The sequence below is a fragment of the Bradyrhizobium elkanii WSM2783 genome (assembly GCF_000472865.1).
GTDB classification, from domain to species: Bacteria; Pseudomonadota; Alphaproteobacteria; order Rhizobiales; family Xanthobacteraceae; genus Bradyrhizobium; species Bradyrhizobium elkanii_A.
This window is the reverse complement of the sequence record NZ_AXAP01000036.1, coordinates 66,076-90,286: the sequence shown is the minus strand read 5'-3', so window position 1 is coordinate 90,286 and position 24,211 is coordinate 66,076. Positions and strand designations below refer to the sequence as shown.

Genomic DNA, 24,211 nt, shown 5'->3' with positions numbered 1-24,211 from the left:
CAAGCCCGGCTATGACGGAGGAGAGGATTGCGCAATGCGTCCCTCTGTCATTCCGTGGCGATGCGGCAGTATCGAGCCCGGAATGACAGCGAGTGTCTAGGGCGCAACCTCCCGAAAGGCGCTACTCTGTCTCCCCCTAACAAGTCGCGGACACCATCTCGTGGGCTACCTCTTCGTCCTCATCGTCGGCCTGATTGCCGGAACCCTTTCGGGCATCGTCGGCACGGGATCGTCGATCATGCTGATGCCGGTGCTGATCTATCAGTTCGGGCCGAAGCAGGCGGTGCCGATCATGGCGGTCGCCGCGGTGATGGCGAATCTTTCGCGCATCCTGCGCCTGGTGGCGCGAGGTCGATTGGCGCGCTTGTGCCGCCTACTCCATCACCGGCATTCCGGCCGCGGCGCTCGGCGCGCGTACGCTCTTGGCGCTGCCCTCTCGCGCCGTCGATATCGCGATCGGCCTGTTCCTGATCGCGATGGTACCACTACGGCACTGGCTGGCGCGGCATCAACTGAAAGCGCAGTTGTGGCATCTCGCTGTAGGCGGCGCCATCATCGGCTATCTCACGGGTATCGTGGTCTCCACCGGACCTTTGAGCGTGCCGCTGTTCCTGTTCTATGGCCTCACCAAGGGCGCCTTCCTTGCCACAGAGGCCGCAAGCTCGCTCGGTCTCTATGTGAGCAAGTCGGTGACGTTCAGACATTTCGGTGCGCTGACGCCTGACGTCGCCCTCAAAGGATTGATCGCCGGCTCGTCGCTGATGGCCGGCGCCTTCATCGCAAAGCGCTTCGTGCTGCGGCTTAAACCTGACGTCTTCCGCTTGGTGATGGACGGCATCATGCTTGTGGCCGGCGCGTCGCTGTTGTGGTCGGCGGCAACTCACTAGAATTTCCGCCCGCCAAAGCCACCGCAAGCAATATCGCGCCAAAGCGGCCAATGACTGAGGGTTCGTGCCGTCAGGCGTAACCGTGCTATGCACGGTACGCGAAGCAGCGACTCAAGCATTCAGATGGCCAAATCCACCCTCTCTTTCATCTGCCAGAATTGCGGCGCGGCGTATAATCGCTGGCAGGGGAAGTGCGACGCCTGCGGTGAGTGGAATACGCTGGCGGAGGAGGACTCGACTGGCAATGTGCCGGTGTCGATCCGCTCCAAGCGCAAGGGACGGACGTTTGCGCTGGAATCACTCTCCGGCAAGAGCAACGACGCTCCTCGCCTCTCCTCCGGCATGACCGAGCTCGACCGCGTCACCGGCGGCGGCTTCGTGCGCGGGTCGGTGCTGCTGGTCGGCGGTGATCCCGGCATCGGCAAGTCGACGCTGCTGACACAGGCGACCAGCATGATGGCGCGCGCCGGGCACCGCGCGGTCTACATCTCAGGCGAGGAGGCGGTGGCGCAGGTGCGGTTGCGCGCCGAGCGGCTCGGGCTTGCGAATGCGCCGGTGCAGCTCGCCTCCGAGACGTCCGTGGAGGATATCGTCTCGACGCTGTCAGAAGGCACCGTGCCGCGCCTGATCGTGATCGATTCGATCCAGACCATGTGGACCGACACCGTCGAATCCGCCCCCGGCACGGTGACCCAGGTCCGCGCCTCGGCGCAGGCGCTGATTCGTTTCGCCAAGAAGACCGGCGCCGCCATCATCCTGGTCGGGCACGTCACCAAGGATGGCCAGATCGCGGGCCCCCGCGTGGTCGAGCACATGGTCGACGCGGTGCTGTCGTTCGAGGGCGAAGGCTCGCAGCAGTTCCGCATCCTCCGCGCGGTCAAGAACCGCTTCGGCCCGACCGACGAGATCGGGGTGTTCGAGATGACCGGGCTCGGCCTGCGGGAGGTCTCGAACCCCTCCGAATTGTTCCTTTCCGAGCGCGATCTCGGCAGCCCCGGCACCGCCGTGTTTGCCGGGATCGAGGGCACCCGCCCGGTGCTGGTGGAACTGCAGGCGTTGGTGGCGCCGACCACGCTCGGCACGCCGCGGCGCGCAGTGGTTGGCTGGGACCCGAGCCGGCTGTCGATGGTACTGGCAGTGCTGGAGGCCCATTGTGGCGTGAAACTCTCCGGCCATGACGTCTACCTGAACGTCGCAGGCGGCCTGCGCATCCAGGAACCGGCCGCCGATCTTGCCGCCGCCGCAGCGCTGGTATCCTCTCTCGTCAACGCTCCCCTGCCGACGGATGCAGTTTATTTCGGCGAGATTTCGCTGTCCGGTGCGGTCCGGCCGGTGGCGCAGACCTCGGCCAGGCTGAAGGAAGCGGCAAAACTCGGGTTTGGCCGGGCCGTGCTGCCCGAATCGGCCCGCGGCGACGGCGGCGATGCCAGCCTTACCCTGAACTCGGTCGGCGGATTGACCACGCTGGTTGCCGAGATCGCCGCCCGCGGCACGCCGAGGGGCAACCACCAAGCTCAGCGGGACGCTGAACCCGTTGAGAAAAATGCCACACCGGCCCGATTCCGTCGCGACAGGGGCTAAAGCGGGGTGACCTTGACGGCCCTCGCCGCTATACATCCGGCCGCGTGGGACAGGCGCTTTCCGGCCTTGCCGGAGACGCTATAAGCCCCTCAGCTAGCACGGAACCGAAACGCCGATTCGCGGCGGCCGAGCCCTGCACGACCCGTAAGAAGAACGAGCGGACCTGACCACCCGATGCCGATAACGATCCTCGATCTCGTCCTGCTCGCGGTGATGCTGATCTCGGGCCTGCTTGCGATGGTGCGCGGCTTCATGCGCGAGATCCTGTCGATCGCGGCCTGGGGCGCGGCGGCGCTGGTCACGCTCTATGCTTTCTCGAAGCTTTTGCCGACCGCCAAAACTTACTTCAACAACGACACGGTCGCCGCCGTCGTCGTGGTCGCCGGCACGTTCATCGGTACCCTGATCGTGGTGTCCATCATCACGGTGCGGATTTCCGACATGATCCTGGATTCACGTATCGGCGCGCTCGACCGCACGCTCGGCTTCCTGTTCGGGCTGGCGCGCGGGCTCCTGATCGTGGTCGTCGCCTTCCTGTTCTTCAGCTGGCTGGTTCCTGACAAGCAGCGCCCGGACTGGGTGACGGGCGCAAAATCCCGCGTGGTGCTGCAAGGAACCGGGGATTGGCTGATGTCGCTCTTGCCTGATGACCCCGAGAACACCATCTTAAAGCGGTTCAAGAAAAACAAACCGGAAGACGATCAGACTGACGCCGAACCCACCGCGCCGGCGTCGGGCGATGGCTATAGTAAACCTGCCCGCGACAGCCTTAAAAAGCTGATCGAAAAACCCGCGGGCCGTTAAACCTTGACTTAGGCCCGCTGGGCTAAACTCAGCACAGGCCACAAAGAAAGGCGATGAACGCGATGCAATCCCCTTCCGATCACGCCGAGCAGCTTGACCCGTATTCTTCCGGGCCCATCGAATTGCAGGATGATCTGGAAGGCGACACGCTACGCGAAGAGTGCGGCGTGTTCGGCATTTTCGGTCACCCCGAAGCCGCCACCATCACGGCGCTCGGATTGCACGCCCTCCAGCATCGCGGCCAGGAAGCTTGCGGCATCGTCACCTTCGACGGCAGCCGCTTCCACTCTGAGCGACGGCTCGGCCTGGTCGGCGACACCTTCTCCCGCCGCGAAGTGATCGAACGCCTGCCCGGCTCGACCGCGGTCGGCCATGTCCGCTATTCCACCACCGGCGCCACCATCCTGCGCAACGTGCAGCCGCTGTTCGCCGAGCTCAACGCCGGCGGCTTTGCGGTCGGCCATAACGGCAACCTCACCAACGGGCTGTCGCTGCGTCGCGAGCTCGTCAAGAACGGCGCCATGATGCAATCGACCACCGACACCGAGGTGATCCTGCATCTGGTGGCGCAGTCCAAGCGCAGCAGCTTTGTCGATCGCTTCATCGAGGCGCTGCGCGCGATCGAAGGCGCCTATTCGCTGGTCGCGCTGACCAACAAGAAGCTGGTCGGCGCGCGCGACCCGCTCGGCATCCGGCCGCTCGTGCTCGGCGACCTCGACGGCCGGCCGATCCTGACCTCGGAGACCTGCGCGCTCGACATGATCGGCGCGAAATATGTCCGCGACATCGAGCCCGGCGAGATCATCGTGTTCGATGAGGAAGGCGCGCACACGCACAAGCCGTTCCCGCCGAAGCCGCCACGGCCCTGCATCTTCGAGTACATCTATTTCTCGCGGCCCGACTCCATCGTCGGCGGCCGTTCGGTCTACGAGGTCCGCAAGGCGTTCGGCGCGCAGCTTGCGCGCGAGAACCACCCGGATATCGACGTCGTGGTGCCGGTGCCGGATTCCGGCGTACCCGCCGCGGTCGGCTACAGCCAGTATTCCGGCGTGCCGTTCGAGCTTGGCATCATCCGCAACCACTATGTCGGCCGCACCTTCATCCAGCCGACCCAGAGCGTGCGCGAACTCGGCGTGCGCATGAAGCATTCGGCCAACCGCGCCGCTATCGAGGGCAAGCGCATCCTCCTGATCGACGACTCGCTGGTGCGCGGCACCACCTCGAAGAAGATCGTGCGCATGATGCGCGACGCTGGCGCCCTCGAAGTGCATTTCCGCCTCGCTTCGCCGCCGATCCTCTATCCCGACTATTACGGCATCGACCTGCCCGACCGCGGCGGCCTCTTGGCGGCGACGCATACGCTGGAGGAAATGCGCGACATCATCGGCGCGGACTCGCTGGCCTTCCTGTCGATCGACGGCATGTATCGCGCCATGGGCTATCCCGACGGCCGCGATCCCGCCAACCCGAAATTCGCCGACCACTGCTTCACGGGCGCCTACCCCACCCACCTCACCGACCACAGCGAAACCGAGCCGCAGCCGCGGCAATTGTCGCTGCTGGCGGAGGCGAGCTGATTGGTCGTCCCGGCGAAGGCCGGGACCCATAACCACCGGCCCCGGTTTGTCGGAAGCCATTGGACACAACCGCCGTCGCGTATCATGACTGCCGCGGCGTATGGGTCCCGGCCTTCGCCGGGACGACGTCGAAGAGATTCACGTAATGCCCCTTCCCCTCGCCTCCCGCACCGCCCTCGTCACCGGCGCCTCGCGCGGCATCGGCTATGCCACCGCGCTCGCGCTGGCCAAGGCGGGCGCGCATATCGTGGCGGTGGCGCGGACGCAAGGAGGGCTCGAGGAGCTCGACGACGAGATCCGCAAGGATGGTGGCAGCGCCACGCTGGTGCCGCTCAGCCTCACCGATTCCGACGGCATCGCCCGCCTCGGCGCAGCGCTGCATGAGCGCCATGGCAAGCTCGACATCCTCGTCGGCAATGCCGGCGTCGCCGGCCCCTCCTCGCCGCTCGGCCACATCGATCTGAAATCGTGGAACGACGTGATGGCGGTCAACGTCACCGCGAACTTCCAGCTCATCCGCTGCATGGAGCCGCTCCTGAAAGTGTCCGATGCGGGACGCGCGGTGTTCATCACCTCGGGCGCGGCCAACAAGGCGCTCGCCTATCTCGGCCCCTATGCGGCGTCGAAGGCCGCCCTGGAAACGTTGGTGCGCGTCTGGGCCAACGAGACCGCGAGCACAAAGTTGCGCGTCAACCTGTTCAGCCCCGGCCCGATCCGCACCCGCATGCGCGCCGCCGTGTTTCCGGGCGAAGACCCCATGGATCTCGATACGCCCGAGCAGGCAGCGGAGTTCATCGTGCCGATGTGTTCGCCGGAGTGGACGGAGACCGGCAAGTTCTACGATTATCCCTCGCGCAAGCTGATGAGCTTCCATCCGCCGGCGTGATTTTCTCCGTCATTGCGAGGAGCGCAGCTACGAAGCAATCCGCACCTCCACTTGTGGCGCTATGGATTTCTTCGCTCCGCTCGCAATGACGGGCGATTGACTCAACTCCCTCGGCGCGATTGACTGCTACCTGAGCGGGCAAACCGCCAAGAAAAATCTCGGGAGGCAACCATGACGGCGAGGCTCAATCGCGCGCGCACCCTTTTCGGATTCATCTTAAGCTGTATCGCCTGCTTCTGCCTGTCAGCGCCATCGCATGCCGGCGACATTCCGACCTTCGCGGTCGATGCAGCCTGGCCAAGACCATTGCCGAACAACTGGATCCTCGGACAGGTCGGCGGCATCACCGTGGATTGGCAGGGCCATATCTGGGTGATCCATCGCCCGCGCTCGCTGACCGATGACGAGAAAGGCGCAACGCTCAATCCGCCGCGCTCGAAATGCTGCGTCCCGGCGCCGCCGGTGCTCGAGTTCGACGCCGACGGCAATCTGTTGCGCGCCTGGGGCGGCCCCGGTGAAGGCTATGAATGGGTCGGCCGCGAGCACGGCATCGAGGTCGACGAGCGCGGCTTCGTCTGGGTCGGCGGCAATGCTGACAACGACAACGCGATCCTGAAATTCACGCTCGACGGCAAGTTCGTCTCCCAGATCGGCAAGATCGCGCCGAGCAAGGGCAGTAACGACACCACCCAGCTCGGCAAGCCCGCGGAGACCGCGATCGACAAGGAGGCCAACGAGATCTACGTCGCCGATGGCTACGGCAACCGCCGCGTGATCGTGTTCGACGCCACGAGCGGCGCCTACAAGCGGCACTGGGGCGCCTATGGCAACAAGCCGGATGACGACAAGCAGGCCGCCTATGATCCCAAGGCGCCGGTTGCCCAACAATTCGGCAATCCCGTGCATTGCGTGAAGCTCGCGGGTGACGGGCTGGTCTATGTCTGCGACCGCATCAACAACCGTATCCAGGTGTTCAAGAAGGATGGGACCTTCGTCAAAGAGTGGTTCTTTGAAAAGAATACGCTCGGCAACGGAGCGGTGTGGGACATCGCGCTCTGGCCCGATCCGAACCAAACCTATCTCTTGAGCGCCGACGGCGAGAACAACGAGATCCGGATCATCAGGCGCGACGATGGCACGGTCGTCGGCAGTTTCGGCCGCAGCGGCCGCAACGCCGGGCAATTCCACTGGGTTCACGCCATGGCCGTCGACGCCAAGGGCAACGTCTATACGGCCGAGGTCGACAACGCCAAGCGCATCCAGAAATTCAAACTGAGCTCCGATGCGCTACGATAAGCGCATTGCCGGAAGGCGCGAGACAGGATAAGCGGGAACCCGAGGATCGGGTCACCCCCGACCGCGCCGCTGGTGAAAGGCCCCAAAAAAGAGGGCCGCGCCGGCATTAACAGGAGGGAACACATGAAAACGACGCGCGCGCGGCGCTACGCCGCGCTATTCGCTTGCGCCGGATTGGGTCTTGCGACCCCGGCTTTCGCCCAAGACAAAACTCAAGACAAAACCGTCAAGATCGGCGTGTTGAACGACATGTCGAGCCTTTACGCCGACATCGGCGGCGCCAATTCGGTCGCCGCGGTCAACATGGCGGTCGAGGATTCCGGCCTGCGTAACAAGGGCTGGAAGATCGAGGTGCTGAGCGGCGATCACCAGAACAAGCCTGATGTCGGCGTCAACATCGCCCGGCAATGGATCGACAACGAGAAGGTCGACGTCATCGTCGACACGCCGAACTCGGGCGTCGCGCTCGCGGTCAGCAACCTCGTCAAGGAGAAGAACGCGGTGCTGCTCAACTCGGGTGCGGCCACCGCCGATCTCACCGGCAAGGCCTGCACGCCGAACACAATCTCCTATACCTACGACACCTACATGCTCGCCAACGGCACCGGCAAGGCGCTGACCAAGGCCGGCGGCGATAGCTGGTTCTTCCTGACCGCCGACTACGCCTTCGGCCATGCGCTGGAGCGCGATACGACCGCGGTCGTCCTCGCCAATGGCGGCAAGGTGCTGGGCAGCGTGAAGCACCCGCTGAATACGTCCGACTTCTCCTCCTTCCTGCTGCAGGCGCAGTCCTCGAAGGCGAAGGTGGTCGGGCTCGCGAATGCCGGCGGTGACACCACGAACTCGATCAAGCAGGCGTCGGAATTCGGCATCGTCTCCGGCGGCCAGAAGCTTGCGGCACTCCTGCTGTTCATCACCGACGTGCATTCGCTCGGCCTGAAGACCGCGCAGGGCCTGACGTTTACGGAATCCTTCTACTGGGATTTGAACGACAAGACCCGCGAATGGTCGAAGCGTTTCGCCAAGGTGTCGCCGAAGGGCATGATGCCGTCGATGACGGTCGCCGGCAATTACGCGGCCACCCTGCATTATCTGAAGGCGCTGGAAGCGATGGGCGGCAACCCGCATGACGGCGCCAAGACCGTCGTCAAGATGAAGGAACTGCCGACCGACGATCCCCTGTTCGGCAAGGGCCCGCTCCGCATCGACGGCCGCCGCATCATCCCGGCCTATCTGTTCGAGGTGAAGAAGCCGGAAGAGTCCAAATATCCCTGGGACTATTACAAGCTGATCGCCACCATCGCGCCGGAAGATGCAGCCAAGCCGCTCGAAGCCAGCGAATGCCCGCTGGTGAAGAAGTGAGAATTTCATAGGGTGGGTTAGCCGCAAGGCGTAACCCCCTCTTTTCTCGCAAGCGAAATGGTGGGTTACGCTTCGCTAACCCACCCTACTTTCTTGCGCTTTCCTCGCGAGCGTCAGCGACGCAACCAATAGCGCCAGCAGCAACAATGCTGCTGCGAGGAAGAACGGCGCGCCCGGCAATTTGAACGGCGCGCTTGTGCCGATGAAATGCGCGAATGTCAGCGTGAACAGGAACGGTCCCACGAGCTGGGACACGCTCTGCACACTGGTGGTGGCGCCCTGGAGCTGGCCCTGCTGGTCGGGCGCAACAAGCTGCGTCATCAGCGCCTGGATTGCCGCGCCCGCAACGCCCCACAGCGCCATCACGGGAATGCCGAACCAGGACAGCGCTCCGGTCGGCGCGCTCGCGAAAATCAGAAAGCCGATCGCGCCACAGGCGAGGCCGAACAACAGTGCCCGCCGCTCGCCGAAGCGCTTGACGATCGGGCCGATCGCCGCGCCCTGCACGATCATCTGGCAGAGGCCGACCAGCGCAAGCGTCGCGCCGACGGTGGCGGTGTCCCAGCCGTAGCGATAGGTCGCATAGAGCACGTAGGTCGAGGGCAGCACGACATGGGCGAGCTGCGCGAAGAAATTCGCCAGCGAGAGTCCTGCGAGCACGCGGTCCGAGCCCAATAGATGCAACGCGCCGACCGGATTGGCGCTCTTCCAGCGAAACGGCGAACGACGCTCTCGCGGCAGCGACTCCGGCAGGATCAAGAGGCCATAGAGTCCGTTGGCAAAGCTCAAGCCCGCCGCAACCCAGAACGGCAATCGCGGATCGAAGCCGCCGAGCAGACCGCCAAGCGCCGGTCCCAGGATGAAACCGGCACCGAAGGCGACGCCGATCTTGCCGAACATGGTGGCGCGCTGCTCCGGCGCGGTGACGTCGGTGATGTAGGCAAAGGCGGTCGAGATGCTTGCCGAGGTGATGCCCGAAATCAGGCGGCCGATGAACAGCCAGACCAGCGATGGCGCCAGCGCCATCAGCACATAGTCGGCGGCGAGACCGAAGTTCGACAATAGCACCACCGGACGCCGCCCGAACCTGTCGGACAACCCGCCGAGGATCGGCGAGAAGAGTAATTGCATCAACGCCCAGGCGGTGCCGAACAGGCCGAAGATGCGCGCGGCGCTCGCCGTATCATTGTCGACGAAGCCCTCGATCAGTTTCGGCAGGATCGGAATGACAACGCCGAGCGCCAGCATGTCGAGCAGGACGGTGCCGAAGATGAAGATCGCGGCGCCGCTCCGCCTCGGCGGTGTGTCGACGATGACGGCCGCCTCTTCGTTCACGACAACCGCTTGCGCTTGTGGGCGAAGGGATTGGCCTTTTCGCGCAGCGTGATGCGCACCGGCGTGCCCGGCAGGTCGAAGGTCTCGCGCAGCGAGTTGGTGAGATAGCGGAGATAGGATTGCGGCACGGCGTCGGCGCGCGAGCAGAACAGCACGAAGCTCGGCGGCCGCGCCTTGTTCTGGGTGATGTAGTTCAGCTTCAACCTGCGGCCGGAGACGGCGGGCGGCGGGTTGGCCGCGATCGCCTGCTCGAACCAGCGATTGAGCGCGGCGGTGGGAACGCGCTTGTTCCAGGTGGCATAGGCCTCCTCGATCGCCTTCATCAGGCGATCGACGCCCTCGCCCATCAGCCCGGAGACTGCGACAACAGGCACGCCCTTCACCTGCGGCAGCCAATGATCGGCATCGGCGCGGAGGCCCGAGATCAGGTTCGGCTTACGCTCGACCAGGTCCCATTTGTTGACCGCGAGCACGATCGCGCGGCCCTCGCGCTCGACCAGATCTGCGATGCGCAGGTCCTGCTCCTCGAACTTGTTCTGCGCGTCCATCATCAGCACGACGACTTCGGCAAAGCGCACTGCGCGCAAGGCGTCGGCGACTGAGAGCTTCTCAAGCTTCTCTTCGATCCGCGACCGCCGCCGCAGGCCCGCGGTATCGAACAGGCGGAAGTCGCGGCCCTGCCATTTGATCTCGACCGCGATGGAATCCCGCGTGGTGCCGGCTTCCGGACTGGTCAAGAGCCGCTCCTCGCCGAGGAGATGATTGATCAGGGTCGACTTGCCGGCGTTGGGGCGGCCGACGATGGCGACGCGGATCGGACGCTTGCCGACGTCCTCCTCGGTTTCAGGCGCATTATCCTCGATGTCGTCGTCTTCAGCGGGCGCCGGCATCAGCACGCTCAGCGCGTCATAAAGTTCGCCCATGCCCTCGCCGTGCTCGGCGGAAATCTGCACCGGATCGCCCAAACCCAGCGCGTAGGATTCCATCGCGCCGAGTTCGCCATGCTTGCCCTCGGCCTTGTTGGCGACAAGCACCACGGGCTTGTTGGCGCGGCGGGCGAAATCGGCGAAGGCGCGGTCGGTCGGCGTCAGCCCCACCCGCGCGTCGATCACGAACATCAGCGCGTCAGCAAGGCCGATCGCGGTTTCGGTCTGCTCCTGCATGCGCGCAGTCAGCGAGCCCTTGGCGCCCTCGTCGAGACCGGCGGTATCGATGATGGTGAATTCGAGATCGCCGAGCCGCGCCTGCCCCTCGCGGCGGTCGCGCGTTACGCCGGGCTCGTCATCGACCAGCGCGAGCTTCTGCCCGACCAGACGGTTGAACAGCGTCGACTTTCCGACATTGGGCCGGCCGATGATGGCGATCGTAAAGGACATGGATCATCAAAGCGCTGTTCGCGGAATCGCGTGTCGGTCAATAGAGTCTAGCAGGAACTAGCGCGTAAAACTGCCGCTCGGCATTGGAGCCGGGAATGGTGCGGAGGATTGCTGCGTGGGCTGTGCGGGTTCCGGCTGAGCGGCCGGTTGGGCCGTCGTCTGATCGGGCGGCGGCGCGGTGGTGCGCTTGCGCGCCATCCTCTTTGCCTTCGGCTCCGGCGGCAGCGCGGCGGCCGCGCCCTCCTCGGACGGTGCGGCATTAGGATCGGCGGCGGCCGGCTCGGCTGCGGGCGCCGTGCTCGCGGCAGCCGCCCTGCCCTTGGCCGACCGCTTCGACTTCGCCTGCTCCGGCGCGGGCTGTGGCGGCGGAGCAGCGGCGGCAGCCTGCGCGTTCTGCTCATCGATCTGCTGTTGCTGCGAGCCCTTGTAGAGCTCCTTCGGCACGCCCTGCTCAAGGCCCGGCACGCCATCCGGAAACACCGGCTTGCGCTCACCCGGCAGCTTCTTCTTGGTGTCGAGGAAATCGAGCAGGTCCGACGGGTCGAAATTGGAGAGGCCGCCGCCCCCGCAGCCGGCCAGCACGCTGCAAAGCGCAATGGCGACAGCGGCTGCGATCAGACGTTGCGAGCGGCGCATGGGCAATCCCTCACTCAACTCGTTAGCCTCTCAATCAGCTCTTGGCGACAGGCGGCAAGAGCGCCTGCAACGCCTCGGCGCGCGAGCGCAGGCTCGGCGGCGTCTCGGCATCATTGGCGATCAGGTCGAGCCACTGCCGCGCCGCGGCCGCGTCATTGGCACGATAGGCCGACAACGCCAGCAACTCGCGCGCGGTGTGACGGAAGGTCGAGTTCGCCGCGGTGGCGGGCTCGAGCCGCTGCAGCATGTTCTGGTAGGTCGCGGTTTCCAGCAGCAATTGCGCGGCCCGGATCCGAGCCAGGTCCTGATCCGCCACACCGACGCTGCGGTCGGCCGCGATCTCGTCATACATCTTCGCGGCCGCCTGCGGGTCGCGGGCTGCGATTTCGGCAGCCAGCCGCAGTCGCGCCAGCACCCGGTAACCGGCCGGCGCCTTCGCAGCCAGGTCGGCGAAAGCGGCCTCCGCCTCGGCGCGCTTGTTCTGTTCGGACAGCTCGACAGCCCGGTCGAAGGCAGCCCCCGCCTCGGCCGCCTTCTGGCCCTGGAGGTATTCGTAGCCGCGCCAGCCGCCGACGCCGGCGACGATCAGAATCGCGACCGCAATGATCAGAAGCGAATACTTGTCCCACAGCTTCTTGAGCTGCTCGCGACGTAGTTCCTCGTCGACTTCACTAAATAATTCAGACACTTAAGGCTATCCCATCCCCGGAGGGCGAAGCAAGACGCTCAGGCGGCAGGCGCGCCCGATCCCCACATCGCGGCGGCGTTACCTTAATGATATGGCGGTGGCAAGGCAAAGCGAGGCGGATCAAAGCGTTAACGGTGGAAGGCTGCCCTGCTCCCGGAGAGCCTAGAGCGTGATGATTTTTCTTCGAATCATCATCCCGCTCTATCTTTTTGTTTGAGCATGATCTCCGCGCAAACGCTTCGCGTTTGTCGCGAGGGAAAACCGGCACCCACTTTTCCGGATCATGCTCTAAAGCCGGGCAGATCGGTTACGGTGAAGGATTGAGCGCGAGCAGCGGCTGGTCTGCACTCGCCGCAGTTGTCCGCTTCAACGTTCCCCCGTGAAGGAGCTTGCCATCCGGCGCCGCAACCTCGATCAGTTCTGCCGCAAGGAAAGCGTGTTGATCGGGTTTGAATTGGAAACTGTGGTTGCCGCTTCCAAGATTGGCGTTTTCGAGATCCTGTCGATAGCGGTCGGCCAGAACGCTACCGACCAGCCTGCCGTCAAAATAGAGTTCCACGCGAAGCGGGATTTCGGGATAGTCGACGCACTGAGCCCAGCCAGCAATGGTGTGAGGCTTTATATGATCGACGTAACCTCGGAGCGTGCCACCCTTCAAGATATCCTGGACGCCGTCTTCGATCGCGGCGAGATCCTGCCGGCACAGATCACGTGATAGCGCGAGGCTGAACTGATCCGTGTCAAGCGCCCGAGAGAGCAGTTCCTTTCGGTGAGCCTTCATCTCCAACAGCGCCGTCACATTCTTCAGTCTGACATAGGCGCCAACGACCTGCTGGATTCCCTGGTTCATCGCCTTGCGAAATCCCTTAAAAATCGTTGGGGAAATATGCCTTGGCTGCCAGGCTGGGTAAAGGTTGTCCTGACAGCCACAGCGCATTCGCAGGGCAGCGATGTGACCGTGGTGGCGATGGAACCAATTGATCTCAGACAACTGCGACAAGGGAGGTTTGTCGTGACGCCGCAATATCTCTCCGAAGTCTATCGAGACTACATCACCTGCTTGAACGCGCAGGACTGGACGAATTTGGGACGGTTCGTCCACGATGACGTACGCCACAATGGCCGGCAGATTGGATTGTCAGGCTATCGCCAGATGCTCGAAAATGACTTTCAGCAGATCCCGGACCTCTCGTTCAATATCCAGCTCTTGATCGCGGAGCCGCCTTACGTGTCGAGCCGCCTGCTCTTCGACTGCACGCCGAAAGGAGAATTTCTCGGGCTCAAGATCGACGGGAAACGAGTTTCGTTCGCCGAGAACGTTATTTACGAATTTCGAGAAGGTAAGATCGTCGAGGTTTGGTCGGTCATAGACAAGCCGGCCATCGAAGCCCAGCTTCGAGGTTCGCAATGACGCCGTCGTCCCGGGCTTGAGCTATAGCCGTCGCTGCCGCTTGTGATGTGCGCCGCTGCAACTGCTCGCTCGCGCCACAACACCTCCCTGTGGTTATGGGTCCCCGCCTTCGCGGGGACGACACCGGTGGGCGTTGTTACAGTCGCATAGGGTGGGCAAAGCGCAGCGTGCCCACCATCAAGAGCGATGCAAGAAGAGGTGGGCACGCGGAGCCTGTCATGGGGCGCGCGTTCGCGCGACCCGTTGACTTTGCCCACCCTATAGCCCCGCCAGCATTTCGCGTAACTGTCGCTTGATCACCTTGCCGTTGGCGTTGCGCGGCAACGGGTCGCGCGTGATCGCCATTGTTTCCGGCACCTTGTAGTCGGACAACCGCTCGGCGCACCAGGCGCGCAAAACTTCTGCGCCAACCTTGTCGCGGGTCACCACCACCGCATGGACGCGCTCGCCCAGCACCGGACAGGGCTTGGCGATGATCGCGCTCTCCACGACTGCGGGATGGCCTGCCAGCACCGACTCGACTTCGGCGGAATAGATCTTCAGGCCGCCGCGGTTGATCATGTCCTTGGCGCGATCGAGCACGCGGACAAAATCGCGCTCGTCGATTGAGCCGAGATCGCCGGAGTGCCAGAAGCCGGCGGTGAAGCTCTCCGCGGTCGCCTGCAGATTGTTCCAGTAGCCTTTGATGACCGAGCCGCTGCGGATCCAGATCTCGCCGATCTCGCCGCGCGGCAGCTCGCGGTGATTGCCGTCCATCACGATGATCTCGGCGCCGGGGCACGGCAGGCCGACGCTGTCGATAGGCGCAGCCGTCAATTCGCCCGGCATCAGGGTCGAGGGCGATGTGGTCTCGGTGGCGCCGTAGCAGTTCGCGAGCTTCAGTCCGGGCAATTTCGCGTCCAATCGCTCGATCGTCGCGACCGGCATCGGGGCGCCGCCGAAGCCGCCGATGCGCCAGCTCGAGAGATCGTAACTGTCGAAATCCGGCTGCAGCAGGCAGAGATTGTACATCGCCGGCACCATTACGGTGTAGGTGACGCGCTCGCGGGAGGCGACCTTCAGATATTCCGCTGCCTTGAACTCAGGCATGATGATCAGCGCGCCGCCGCAGCAAGCCATGGTGGTGATATTGGCCACTGCCCCGGTGACATGCGCCAGCGGCACGGCCGCAATCGAGCGATCCACTGCTGTGAGTTTCAGGGTGGCCACAAACACCATCGAGGAATGGATGACGTTGCAATGCGCGAGCATCGCGCCTTTCGGCCGTCCCGTGGTGCCTGATGTGTAGAGGATCATCGCGGTATCCTCTTCGCCGACCATGGCGGGCGCCTCCGATGGCGCATTGTCCAGCAGTGCCGCGAATTGCGAGGTGCTGTCATCGCTGACCGAAATCCGATGCCCCAGCGCGGGGACATCGGCCGCGTCCGGCACCCGCGCGGCAAGCGTCGCCTCGTGGATCAGGAGCCTGGCGCCGCAGTCACTCAAGACATAGGCGATCTCGGGCTTCTGCTGCCGCGTCGAGAGCAGCACGGTCACAAGGCCCGCATGCGCGGCTGCGAACATCGTCAGCACGAATTCGATGCGATTGCCGAGCAGCACCGCGACACGATCGCCGGCACGCAAGCCGAGCTTCTGAAGTCCGGCGGCAACTTGCGCGGATTGCTGCACGACCTCGCGCCAGCTCATCCGCCTGTCGCCGCAGATCAGCGCCTCGCCGTCAGGATTCCCCGCGGCGGCGTCCGATATCATCGACCAGATGCTCTTCGGGCGCTCGCAAAACACCGGCACGACGCGGTCGCCGAAGCGCGCCTCAAGCCGCATGTCCGGAATCGAATGGCCTGACCAGTCCATCGGCGTGTCCTACAGGTTTGTTTCACGTCTCCCGGAATGGCGGGAGGTGCTTCCTCACGCGCTGTCATTCCGGGGCACGCGTAAGCGTGAGCCCGGAATCCATTTTACCGCAAAGTTTGCCGCCCGATGGATTCCGGGCTCGCGACTTCGTCGCGCCCCGGAATGACGGCGGAGGGAACGCAACGTCCATCGCCGAGCAACTAGGTATGACTTCGCCAACTCTAACTCTTCTTCATATCGTAGACATGCTCGGGCCCGGGGAATTTACGCGTGCGGACGTCGGCGGCATAGCCTTCGATGGCCGCTTCGATCGAGGGTCCGAGATTGCCGTAGCGGCGGACGAACTTCGGGGTGCGCGGCGACAGTCCGAGCATGTCCTCCAGCACCAGCACCTGGCCGTCGCAGGCGGCGCTTGCGCCGATGCCGATGGTGGGAATGGCGATCTCTTGCGTGATCTTGCGCGCGAGCGGCTCGGCCACGGCCTCGATCACGACCGAGAAGGCTCCGGCTTCCGCGATCGCCTTGGCGTCGTTCTCGATCGGCGCCCAGCCTTTCTCGTCACGCCCCTGCGCGCGAAACGAGCCGAGCGTGTTGATCGATTGCGGCGTCAGCCCGATATGGCCCATCACGGGAATGCCGCGCTCGGTCAGGAATGCCACGGTCTCGGCCATGCGGGCGCCGCCCTCGAGTTTCACCGCGCCGCACTCGGTCTCTTTCAAGATCCGCACCGCGGAATGAAACGCCTGCTCCTTTGACGCCTCATAGGAGCCGAACGGCATGTCCACTACGACAAGCGCGCGCTCGGAGCCGCGCATCACAGCGCGCCCCTGCAGGATCATCATCTCCAGCGTGACGGGCACAGTAGTCTCGAGCCCATGCATGACGTTGCCGAGAGAATCCCCGACCAGGATGACGTCGCAGTAGCGGTCGACCAGCGCCGCGGTATGCGCGTGATACGACGTCAGCATCACGATCGGCTCGCCGTTCTTGCGGGCACGGATATCGGGTGCGGTCTTGCGCTTGATGGCTGATTGTACGGACATTGTTAAGCTCCAACGACGGGAACGCCAATCACGACCGGATGGAACGCGAAGGCCAGTGCGACATAGGCAATGACGCCGACTGCGACCGCGATCGCATCATTGCCGGCACCGCCGACCGGAATCGGCGGGCCGCCGGCGTCAGTGCGATGTTTCAGCGAGATGCGGTCAAATACTGCCCAGGCCAGGAACGAGCCGAACAGGATGATCGAGCCGAGATCGCCATTGGCGAGCAGATGCGCCGCCGCCCATAATTTGATGCCGGTGAGCATCGGATGTTTCAGCGTCGTATAGATGCGGCCGCGGATGTAGGAGGCCACCACCAGGATCACGGCGGGCAGCATCAGCGCGATCGTGATGTGCTTCAGGAATGTCGGCGGATGCCAGACGTCAATCCAACCCGTCGCGCGGTAACGGGCAAATCCCCAGATGATCAGCGCGAGCCCGACCGCGGAGACCACCGAATAGGCGATCTTGTAGCCCCCCTCGCCCATCGCATCGATGCAGCGCGCGCGCAAGCCGCGCTGGGTCGTGAGCGCGTGGACGGCGAAGAACAGGATCAGTCCCAGGATCATCACCAGCAGTCCCACGATGTCCCTCCCTCGGCGTGGTACGGTTATTGAGCCTCGCGTATCATTTTGGGGGCAGGTTGTGCAATGCGTCAGGCGGCGCCACCGTCATTCCGGGATGGCCCGAAGGGCCAGACCCGGAATCTGGAGTTGATATGCACGCAAGCTAACCTCTGGATTCCGGGTTCGCGGACTTTGTCCGCGCCCCGGAATGACACGCGACGGAGCTACGGCTTCTCCGCCTGCTTGCCCAATTCGCGGTTGTCGACATAGCGGATCGCGATCGGGCGGCCGGCGAGCGCGCCGCCGAGGCCGCTACTGAATTTGAGCGGCAGGCAGCCTTTCAGCGAGGCGTCGATCGCGTTCAGGTAGGTGGTGCGGGTATCCGCGGGAACGCCTGAGGTGGCGAACGTCATGCGCGGCGCTCCGATCATCTCGCCGGATCGCTTGAAGCTGAAACGGACCGACATCTGCATGCCCTCACGCCCGTCGTCGGCCGGCGGCGGCGTCCAACAGGAGCGCAGCGCCTGGAAGAGATCGCCGATGGTATCGAGATCGTGATCAGGCTTCTTGTATTTGGCCGCCTGATCCTGCGGCGGCACCGTCATGATCGTGAGCTGCAGGTTCTCGCCATAGGGGTAGTTCATCTCGGGGATGCACGGCCAAGTGCTAAACACGCCGCAATAGGACGGCGTGCAGGGTCCTTCCTCCAACACGCTGCAGGGCGTATGCGCGAACGGCACGGGGTTGATCTGGTGCCGAAGCCGCTCGGCGGCATGGCCCGCGGAAATTCCGAAGACGACGAGGGCGATGCAGATCACGACGCGTCGCAGCATGAGAGAAGCCCTTTGGATGCCGCCCATATGAAAGTGAAGGCCGCAAGGGATGTCATCAAGCAGGCAGGCGTTCACTTCCTTGCGTGCGCGGCCTGGTTCCACACATACCGCCGTCGTCCCGGCCTTGAGCCGGGACCCATAACCACAGGCCATAGTTGTGTGGCGTGAAGGGTGCTAGCTTCATCTCAACAACTGCGCCCTGTGGTTAAGGGTCCCCGCGTTCGCGGGAACGACGCCGGTATGCGTTGTTGCGGATGAAGGGTGCGACGGCGCCCCTACCCCTTCCGCTTGACGTCCTTGACGTTGGAGAAGGTGATACCCTCGGCACGCTCCTGGGTGTAGCCGAGATAGAATTCGTTCCTGGCCATAAACACGGGATCGCCGTCGACATCGTCGGCGATGGCGGAATTGTTGGCGGCGACGAAGGTGTCCAGCTTCTTGCGGTCGTCGGAGGAGATCCAGCGCGCGAGCTGGAATTCGGACACTTCAAATTCCACGGGCAGCGAGTATTCGGCATCCAGCCGTGCCTTCAGCACGTCGAGCTGCAGCGGACCGACCACGCCGACCAGGGCCGGAGCGCCGTCGCGCGGGCGGAACACCTGCACGACGCCCTCCTCCGACATCTGCTGCAAGGCTTCCTTCAATTTCTTCGCCTTCATCGCGTCCGTCAGCCGCACGCGGCGGACGATTTCCGGCGCGAAGCTCGGCACGCCGACGAAGGTCAATTCCTCGCCTTCGGTGAGCGTATCGCCGATCCGCAGCGTGCCGTGATTGGGAATGCCGACGACGTCGCCGGCGAAAGCTTCGTCCGCCACCGAACGATCCTGGGCGAAGAAGAATTGCGGGCTCGACAGGCTCATGTTCTTGCCGGTGCGCACCAGCTTGGCTTTCATGCCGCGGCTGAGCTTGCCCGAACAGAGCCGCGCGAACGCGATGCGGTCGCGGTGGTTCGGATCCATGTTGGCCTGGATCTTGAACACGAAGGCGCTCATGCGCGGCTCCGATGCCTCGACCTTGCGCAGGTCGGAATCCTGCGCGCGAGGCGCCGGCGCGAACTGACCGAGACCTTCCAGGAGGTCGCCGACGCCGAAATTGCGTAGCGCGCTGCCGAAATAGACCGGCGTCAGATGGCCCTCGCGGAACGCGTCGAGCTCGAACGGCTTGCAGGCTTCCGACACCAGCGCGAGCTCGTCCTTGATCTCGGCGACGTCGAGGTTGGGATTGCGGCTGGCGAGATCGGCGATGTCGATCTGCTCGGCCTGCCCGGTCTTGGCGCCGCCGCCCTCGAGCAGGCGCACGCCGCCGTTCCTGACGTCATAGGTGCCCATGAAATCGCGGCCGCGGCCGACCGGCCAGGTCATCGGCGTGGTGTCAAGCGCCAGCGTCTTTTCGATCTCGTCCAGGAGGTCGAAAGTGTCGCGGCTCTCGCGGTCCATCTTGTTGATGAAGGTGATGATCGGGATGTCGCGCAGACGGCACACTTCGAACAGTTTTCGCGTGCGGGCTTCGATACCCTTGGCGGCGTCGATCACCATCACCGCGGAGTCGACTGCGGTCAGCGTCCGATAGGTGTCTTCCGAAAAGTCCTCATGGCCCGGCGTGTCCAGGAGGTTGAACACGTGGTCCTGGAACTCGAAGGTCATCACCGAGGTGACCACCGAGATGCCGCGCTCGCGCTCGATCTTCATCCAGTCGGAACGCGTGTTCCGCCGTTCGCCCTTGGCCTTGACCTGGCCCGCGAGATTGATGGCGCCACCGAACAAGAGGAGCTTTTCGGTCAGCGTGGTCTTGCCGGCGTCCGGATGCGAGATGATCGCAAACGTGCGCCGCCGCGCCACTTCATCGGCAAGCGGGGAACGAGACGGCGATTCGGCTGTCAGGGCAAGGTCGGACATGGCGGTGAGCGTTTGGCAGGGAAACCAGTGTCAATCAAGCCTATATGGTGATTGCGGAGCGCCAAAGCCAGCCCCATATTCGCGCACAGGAAGGACGACCTTCCTGTTCGCGATAATAGCCGCGGGGACGACCCTGCCTTATCAAGGAGGGTCGTCATGGCCTGGACTATCTTGCTCATCGCCGGTCTGATGGAGATCGGTTGGGCGATCGGGCTCAAATATACCGAAGGTTTCACAAGGCTCGTTCCATCGGCGCTGACGCTTCTGAGCATGGTCGGCAGCATCGTCCTGCTCGGGCTCGCGCTGAAGACGCTGCCGATCGGAACCGCCTATGCGGTGTGGACCGGCATCGGCGCGGTCGGAACGGCGATGCTCGGCATCGTCCTATTCGGCGAACCGGCCACCGCGCTTCGGCTGTCGAGCATCGGGCTGATCGTGGCCGGCATTGTCGGCCTCAAGCTTGTGACCTGATCAGCGCAGCGCCAACACCACCCAATAGGTAACCGCCGCAACCGCCGCCGCGGCCGGGATGGTGATGACCCAGGCATAGACGATCGAGCTTGCGACATTCCAGCGCACCGCCGACATCCGGCGCGCCGCACCGACGCCGACGATGGCGCCGGTGATGGTGTGGGTGGTGGAAACGGGAACCCCGAGGAAGGTCGCCATGAACAGGGTCGCCGCCCCGCCGGTCTCCGCGCAGAAACCCTGCATCGGCGTCAGCTTCGTGATGCGCAGGCCCATGGTGCGGACGATGCGCCAGCCGCCCATCAGGGTGCCCATCGCCATCGCCGCCTGACAGGCCAGCACCACCCAAAATGGAATGTGAAACTCCTCGCCGAGATGCCCCTGCGAATACAGCAGCACGCCGATGATGCCCATGGTCTTCTGCGCGTCGTTGCCGCCGTGGCCGAGCGAATAGAGCGAGGCGGAGACGAATTGCAGGGTGCGGAAGGCGCGGTCGACGGCGAACGGCGTCGACCGCACGGAGAGCCAGGACACGATCGCAACCAGCACCAAGGCCAGCAGGAAGCCGATCAGCGGCGACAGCACGATTGCGAGCAGCGTCTTGGAGAGCCCGCTCCACACCGCCGCCGAGATCCCCGCCTTCGCCATGCCGCCACCAATCAGGCCGCCGATCAGGGCATGCGAACTCGACGAGGGAATGCCGAGCGCCCAGGTGATCACGTTCCAGACGATGGCGCCGACCAGCGCGGCGAAGATCACGGTCACATCGACGACCTCGGGCTCGATGATCCCGGTGCCGATGGTGTTGGCGACATGCAGCCCGAACACGGTGAACGCGACGAAGTTGAAGAACGCCGCCCAGAACACCGCGTACTGCGGCCGCAGCACGCGCGTCGAGACGATGGTCGCGATCGAATTCGCGGCATCGTGCAGGCCGTTCAGGAAATCGAACAGCAGGGCGACCGCGATCAGGATCACCAGGATCGGAAGACCAAGCGTGGCGTCCACGGCTCTGCCTTACACCTGTTCGATCACGATCGAGTTGATCTCGTTGGCGACGTCGTCGAAGCGGTCGGCGACTTTTTCGAGGTGATCGTAGATCTCGGCACCGACGATGAAATCCATCGTGTTGGCGTCGCGGTGCTTGAGATAGAGCTCCTTCAGCCCGATGTCGTGGAGATCGTCGACCCGGCCCTCGAGCTTGGTCAGTTCCTCGGTGATCTGCGTCAGCATCGCGACGTTGCTGCCGATCGACTGCAACAGCGGCAGCGCGCGCCCGACCAGGTCGGCGCATTCGACGATCAGAGTGCCCATTTCGCGCATCGGCGGCTCGAACGCGCGCACCTCAAACAGCACCACCGCCTTGGCGGTCTGCTGCATCTGGTCGACGGCATCGTCCATGGCCGTGATCAGGTTCTTGATGTCGCCGCGGTCGAACGGGGTGATGAAGGTGCGACGGACGGCAGTCAGAACCTCGCGGGTGATGTTGTCGGCGTCGTTCTCGAACTGGTTGACGCGCTGGCAGTGGACCGGCGTCTCGTCCCCACCCTTCAGCATGTCCTGCAGCGCCATCGCGCACTGGACCGCGGTCTTGGCATGCCGGGCGAACAGGTCGAAAAACCGCTCCTCCTTGGGCAAAAAGCTTCGAAACCAGCGCAGCATAGGCTCACAATCCATCCTTCCGGAGGACGCTCCGGGATACCTGTCACAAAACTGTCATAGAACATTTTGTGCAGGGACGGCCAGCGCTCCGCCGACGGAACCGGGTCATCCACCGCTTTGTAGGTAGTGGCCCCGGTGTTTCCGACGGCCCAACGCAACGGTATGGCGTTGGGCTCCAATCGAGCGGGCCGGCCGATGGTCCTACAGCGACCGCCTGAGCAAACGCGCGACCTCGCCGATGATGCCGCGGCGGAAGGTCAGCACGCAGGCGACGAAGATGACGCCCTGGATCACGGTCACCCACTGGCCGTAACCGGCCAGATATTGCTGCATGGCAATGATGATGAAGGCGCCGACCACGGGACCAAAGATGGTGCCGAGGCCGCCGACCAGCGTCATCAGCACGATCTCGCCGGACATCGACCAATGCACGTCGGTCAGCGAGGCGTTCTGGGCCACGAACACCTTGAGCGAGCCGGCAAAGCCCGCCAGCGTGCCAGACAGGATGAAGGCGAGCAGCTTGTACTGGTCGGTCTTGTAGCCGAGTGAGATCGCACGCGGCTCGTTCTCGCGGATCGACTTCAGCACCTCGCCGAAGGGCGAGTTGATGGTGCGGTAGATCAGGAGGAAGCCGCCGAGGAAGCCGGCGAGCACGACGTAATAAAGCACCGTCGGCTTGGCGAGGTTGAAGACGCCGAACAGAAAGCCCTGCGGAATGCCCTGGATGCCGTCTTCGCCATGGGTGAACGGCGCCTGCAGGTAGATGAAGTAGAGGAGCTGGGACAGCGCCAGCGTGATCATCGAGAAGTAGATGCCCTGCCGGCGGATCGAGATGTAGCCGGTGATGACGGCAAGCCCGCAGGCCGCGGCCGTGCCGATGATGATGCCGAGCTCCGGCGGCAGCGCCCACACCTTCAGCGCATGCGCCGAGACGTAGCCGGCGGTGCCCAGGAACATCGCGTGGCCGAACGACAGCAGGCCGCCATAGCCGACCAAGAGGTTGAAGGCGCAGGCGAGCAGCGCAAAGCACAGCGCCTGCATCACGAAGAACGGATAGATGCCGGTGAGCGGCACGATGGCCAGCAGCACCGCCATCACGGCGAAGGCGACCATCTCGTCGCGCATCGCGCGCGGCGTGACCGGCAGGGTATCGTCGGTAAGTGCTGACATATCAGGCCGCCCGTCCAGTCAGTCCCGTCGGCTTCACAAGCAGGACCAGCACCATCAGAACGAACACGACGGTGTTGGAAGCCTCGGGGTAGAAATACTTGGTCAGTCCCTCGATCACGCCGAGCGCAAAACCGGTGATGATCGATCCCATGATCGATCCCATGCCGCCGATCACCACCACCGCGAACACGACGATGATGAGGTCGGCGCCCATCAGGGGCCGGACCTGGTTGATCGGTGCCGACAGCACGCCCGCGAGCGCAGCAAGCCCGACGCCGAGGCCGTAGGTGAGCGTGATCATCCTCGGCACGTTGATGCCGAAGGCGCGTACCAGCGTCGGATTTTCGGTCGCAGCGCGCAAGTAGGCGCCAAGCTGCGTCTTCTCGATCAGGAACCAGGTGGCCAGGCATATCACCAGCGAGAAAACGACCACCCAGCCGCGATAGATCGGCAGGAACATGAAGCCGAGATTGATGCCGCCTCGGAGCGCGTCGGGAATCTGGTACGGCAGGCCGGAGGAGCCGAAATAGTTCTGGAAGATGCCCTGGATGATCAGCGCGATGCCGAAGGTCAAGAGCAGGCCATAGACGTGGTCGAGCCCGGAGAGCCATTGCAGCATGGTCCGCTCCAGGATCATGCCGAAGATGCCGACCACGATGGGCGCGATGAGCAGCGCCCACCAATAGTTGATGCCGGCGATGTTGAGCAGGAAATAGGCGCAGAAGGCGCCCATCATGTAGAGCGCGCCATGGGCGAAATTGATGATGTTGAGCATGCCGAAGATCACGGCAAGCCCCAGGCTGAGCAGCGCGTAAAACGAGCCGTTGATCAGTCCCACAAGTAGCTGTGCGTAGAGAGCCTGCATCGCGTTGGCCTTCGCC

Annotated in this window: 22 protein-coding genes and 1 pseudogene; 9 read left to right on the top strand and 14 right to left on the bottom strand. The window is 63.9% G+C overall.

Features of this window, described 5'->3' with window-relative positions; all coding sequences use genetic code 11:
• The first annotated feature begins 160 nt into the window (after window positions 1–160).
• The 7 genes and pseudogenes from YY7_RS53085 to YY7_RS0127690 all read left to right on the top strand — a co-directional run bounded on the left by YY7_RS53085 (window position 161) and on the right by YY7_RS0127690 (window position 8,393).
• Window positions 161–887: pseudogene (locus YY7_RS53085) on the top strand (sulfite exporter TauE/SafE family protein).
• 123 nt (window positions 888–1,010) lie between these two features.
• A complete protein-coding gene (gene radA, locus YY7_RS0127715; protein WP_028166054.1) occupies window positions 1,011–2,468 on the top strand; it encodes a DNA repair protein RadA in 1,458 nt (485 codons plus the stop codon).
• A 174-nt stretch (window positions 2,469–2,642) separates the two neighbouring features.
• Window positions 2,643–3,272, top strand: a complete 630-nt coding sequence (locus YY7_RS0127710; RefSeq protein ID WP_028166053.1) for a CvpA family protein — start codon at window positions 2,643–2,645, stop codon at window positions 3,270–3,272.
• A gap of 62 nt (window positions 3,273–3,334) precedes the next feature.
• Window positions 3,335–4,849 (top strand): amidophosphoribosyltransferase, encoded by a 1,515-nt coding sequence (gene purF / locus YY7_RS0127705; protein ID WP_028166052.1) that lies wholly within the window; start codon window positions 3,335–3,337, stop codon window positions 4,847–4,849.
• Between the two features lie 145 nt (window positions 4,850–4,994).
• A complete protein-coding gene (locus tag YY7_RS0127700; RefSeq protein WP_028166051.1) occupies window positions 4,995–5,735 on the top strand; it encodes an SDR family NAD(P)-dependent oxidoreductase in 741 nt (246 codons plus the stop codon).
• Between the two features lie 171 nt (window positions 5,736–5,906).
• Complete coding sequence (locus YY7_RS0127695; protein ID WP_028166050.1) at window positions 5,907–7,031, top strand: hypothetical protein; 1,125 nt, start codon at window positions 5,907–5,909, stop codon at window positions 7,029–7,031.
• Window positions 7,032–7,154: 123 nt separating this feature from the next.
• A complete protein-coding gene (locus YY7_RS0127690) occupies window positions 7,155–8,393 on the top strand; it encodes an ABC transporter substrate-binding protein (RefSeq protein ID WP_028166049.1) in 1,239 nt (412 codons plus the stop codon).
• 75 nt (window positions 8,394–8,468) lie between these two features.
• Here the strand turns inward: YY7_RS0127690 and YY7_RS0127685 are convergent, their stop codons facing one another.
• The 5 genes from YY7_RS0127685 to YY7_RS0127665 form a co-directional block, all read right to left on the bottom strand.
• Window positions 8,469–9,728, bottom strand: a complete 1,260-nt coding sequence (locus YY7_RS0127685) for a TCR/Tet family MFS transporter (protein ID WP_028166048.1) — start codon at window positions 9,726–9,728, stop codon at window positions 8,469–8,471.
• The gene (der, locus tag YY7_RS0127680) at window positions 9,725–11,104 is read right to left on the bottom strand and encodes a ribosome biogenesis GTPase Der (protein WP_028166047.1); all 1,380 of its coding nucleotides are present in this window, start codon (window positions 11,102–11,104) and stop codon (window positions 9,725–9,727) included. Before der ends, YY7_RS0127685 begins: the two co-directional genes overlap by 4 nt.
• Window positions 11,105–11,161: 57 nt before the next feature.
• Window positions 11,162–11,740 carry a hypothetical protein gene (locus tag YY7_RS0127675; protein ID WP_028166046.1) on the bottom strand — a complete coding sequence of 193 codons (579 nt, stop codon included), beginning with the start codon at window positions 11,738–11,740 and terminating at the stop codon, window positions 11,162–11,164.
• A 34-nt stretch (window positions 11,741–11,774) separates the two neighbouring features.
• Window positions 11,775–12,428 (bottom strand): tetratricopeptide repeat protein, encoded by a 654-nt coding sequence (locus tag YY7_RS0127670; RefSeq protein WP_028166045.1) that lies wholly within the window; start codon window positions 12,426–12,428, stop codon window positions 11,775–11,777.
• Between the two features lie 307 nt (window positions 12,429–12,735).
• Complete coding sequence (locus tag YY7_RS0127665) at window positions 12,736–13,428, bottom strand: hypothetical protein (protein ID WP_155255353.1); 693 nt, start codon at window positions 13,426–13,428, stop codon at window positions 12,736–12,738.
• Between YY7_RS0127665 and YY7_RS0127660 the strand changes: the two genes are divergently transcribed.
• Window positions 13,396–13,839 carry an ester cyclase gene (locus tag YY7_RS0127660; RefSeq protein ID WP_433994533.1) on the top strand — a complete coding sequence of 148 codons (444 nt, stop codon included), beginning with the start codon at window positions 13,396–13,398 and terminating at the stop codon, window positions 13,837–13,839. The two genes, YY7_RS0127665 and YY7_RS0127660, sit on opposite strands and share 33 nt — an antisense overlap.
• A gap of 258 nt (window positions 13,840–14,097) precedes the next feature.
• On the opposite strand, the gene YY7_RS0127655 is transcribed toward YY7_RS0127660, so the two are convergent.
• From YY7_RS0127655 to YY7_RS0127635, 5 genes are all read right to left on the bottom strand, one after another.
• Window positions 14,098–15,690 carry a class I adenylate-forming enzyme family protein gene (locus tag YY7_RS0127655; RefSeq protein WP_028166042.1) on the bottom strand — a complete coding sequence of 531 codons (1,593 nt, stop codon included), beginning with the start codon at window positions 15,688–15,690 and terminating at the stop codon, window positions 14,098–14,100.
• Window positions 15,691–15,911: 221 nt separating this feature from the next.
• Complete coding sequence (gene panB / locus YY7_RS0127650; protein ID WP_028166041.1) at window positions 15,912–16,733, bottom strand: 3-methyl-2-oxobutanoate hydroxymethyltransferase; 822 nt, start codon at window positions 16,731–16,733, stop codon at window positions 15,912–15,914.
• Window positions 16,734–16,735: 2 nt separating this feature from the next.
• Window positions 16,736–17,320 (bottom strand): NnrU family protein, encoded by a 585-nt coding sequence (locus tag YY7_RS0127645; protein WP_028166040.1) that lies wholly within the window; start codon window positions 17,318–17,320, stop codon window positions 16,736–16,738.
• Between the two features lie 206 nt (window positions 17,321–17,526).
• Entirely contained in the window at window positions 17,527–18,135 is a 609-nt protein-coding gene (locus tag YY7_RS0127640) for a hypothetical protein (protein ID WP_028166039.1), read from the bottom strand.
• Window positions 18,136–18,410: 275 nt separating this feature from the next.
• Window positions 18,411–20,030: a peptide chain release factor 3 gene (locus YY7_RS0127635; protein ID WP_028166038.1), complete on the bottom strand. Its 1,620-nt coding sequence runs from the start codon at window positions 20,028–20,030 to the stop codon at window positions 18,411–18,413.
• A 156-nt stretch (window positions 20,031–20,186) separates the two neighbouring features.
• On the opposite strand from YY7_RS0127635, the gene sugE reads away from it, so the two are divergent.
• Window positions 20,187–20,501, top strand: coding sequence for a quaternary ammonium compound efflux SMR transporter SugE (gene sugE, locus YY7_RS0127630; protein ID WP_028166037.1), 315 nt, complete (start codon window positions 20,187–20,189; stop codon window positions 20,499–20,501).
• On the opposite strand, the gene YY7_RS0127625 is transcribed toward sugE, so the two are convergent.
• The 4 genes from YY7_RS0127625 to YY7_RS0127610 form a co-directional block, all read right to left on the bottom strand.
• Entirely contained in the window at window positions 20,502–21,506 is a 1,005-nt protein-coding gene (locus tag YY7_RS0127625) for an inorganic phosphate transporter (protein WP_028166036.1), read from the bottom strand.
• 9 nt (window positions 21,507–21,515) lie between these two features.
• Window positions 21,516–22,160 carry a DUF47 domain-containing protein gene (locus YY7_RS0127620; RefSeq protein WP_028166035.1) on the bottom strand — a complete coding sequence of 215 codons (645 nt, stop codon included), beginning with the start codon at window positions 22,158–22,160 and terminating at the stop codon, window positions 21,516–21,518.
• Window positions 22,161–22,361: 201 nt separating this feature from the next.
• On the bottom strand, window positions 22,362–23,330 hold the full coding sequence (locus YY7_RS0127615) for a branched-chain amino acid ABC transporter permease (RefSeq protein ID WP_028166034.1): 969 nt from the start codon (window positions 23,328–23,330) through the stop codon (window positions 22,362–22,364).
• A gap of 1 nt (window position 23,331) precedes the next feature.
• On the bottom strand, window positions 23,332–24,195 hold the full coding sequence (locus YY7_RS0127610; protein ID WP_028166033.1) for a branched-chain amino acid ABC transporter permease: 864 nt from the start codon (window positions 24,193–24,195) through the stop codon (window positions 23,332–23,334).
• Window positions 24,196–24,211 lie beyond the last annotated feature (16 nt).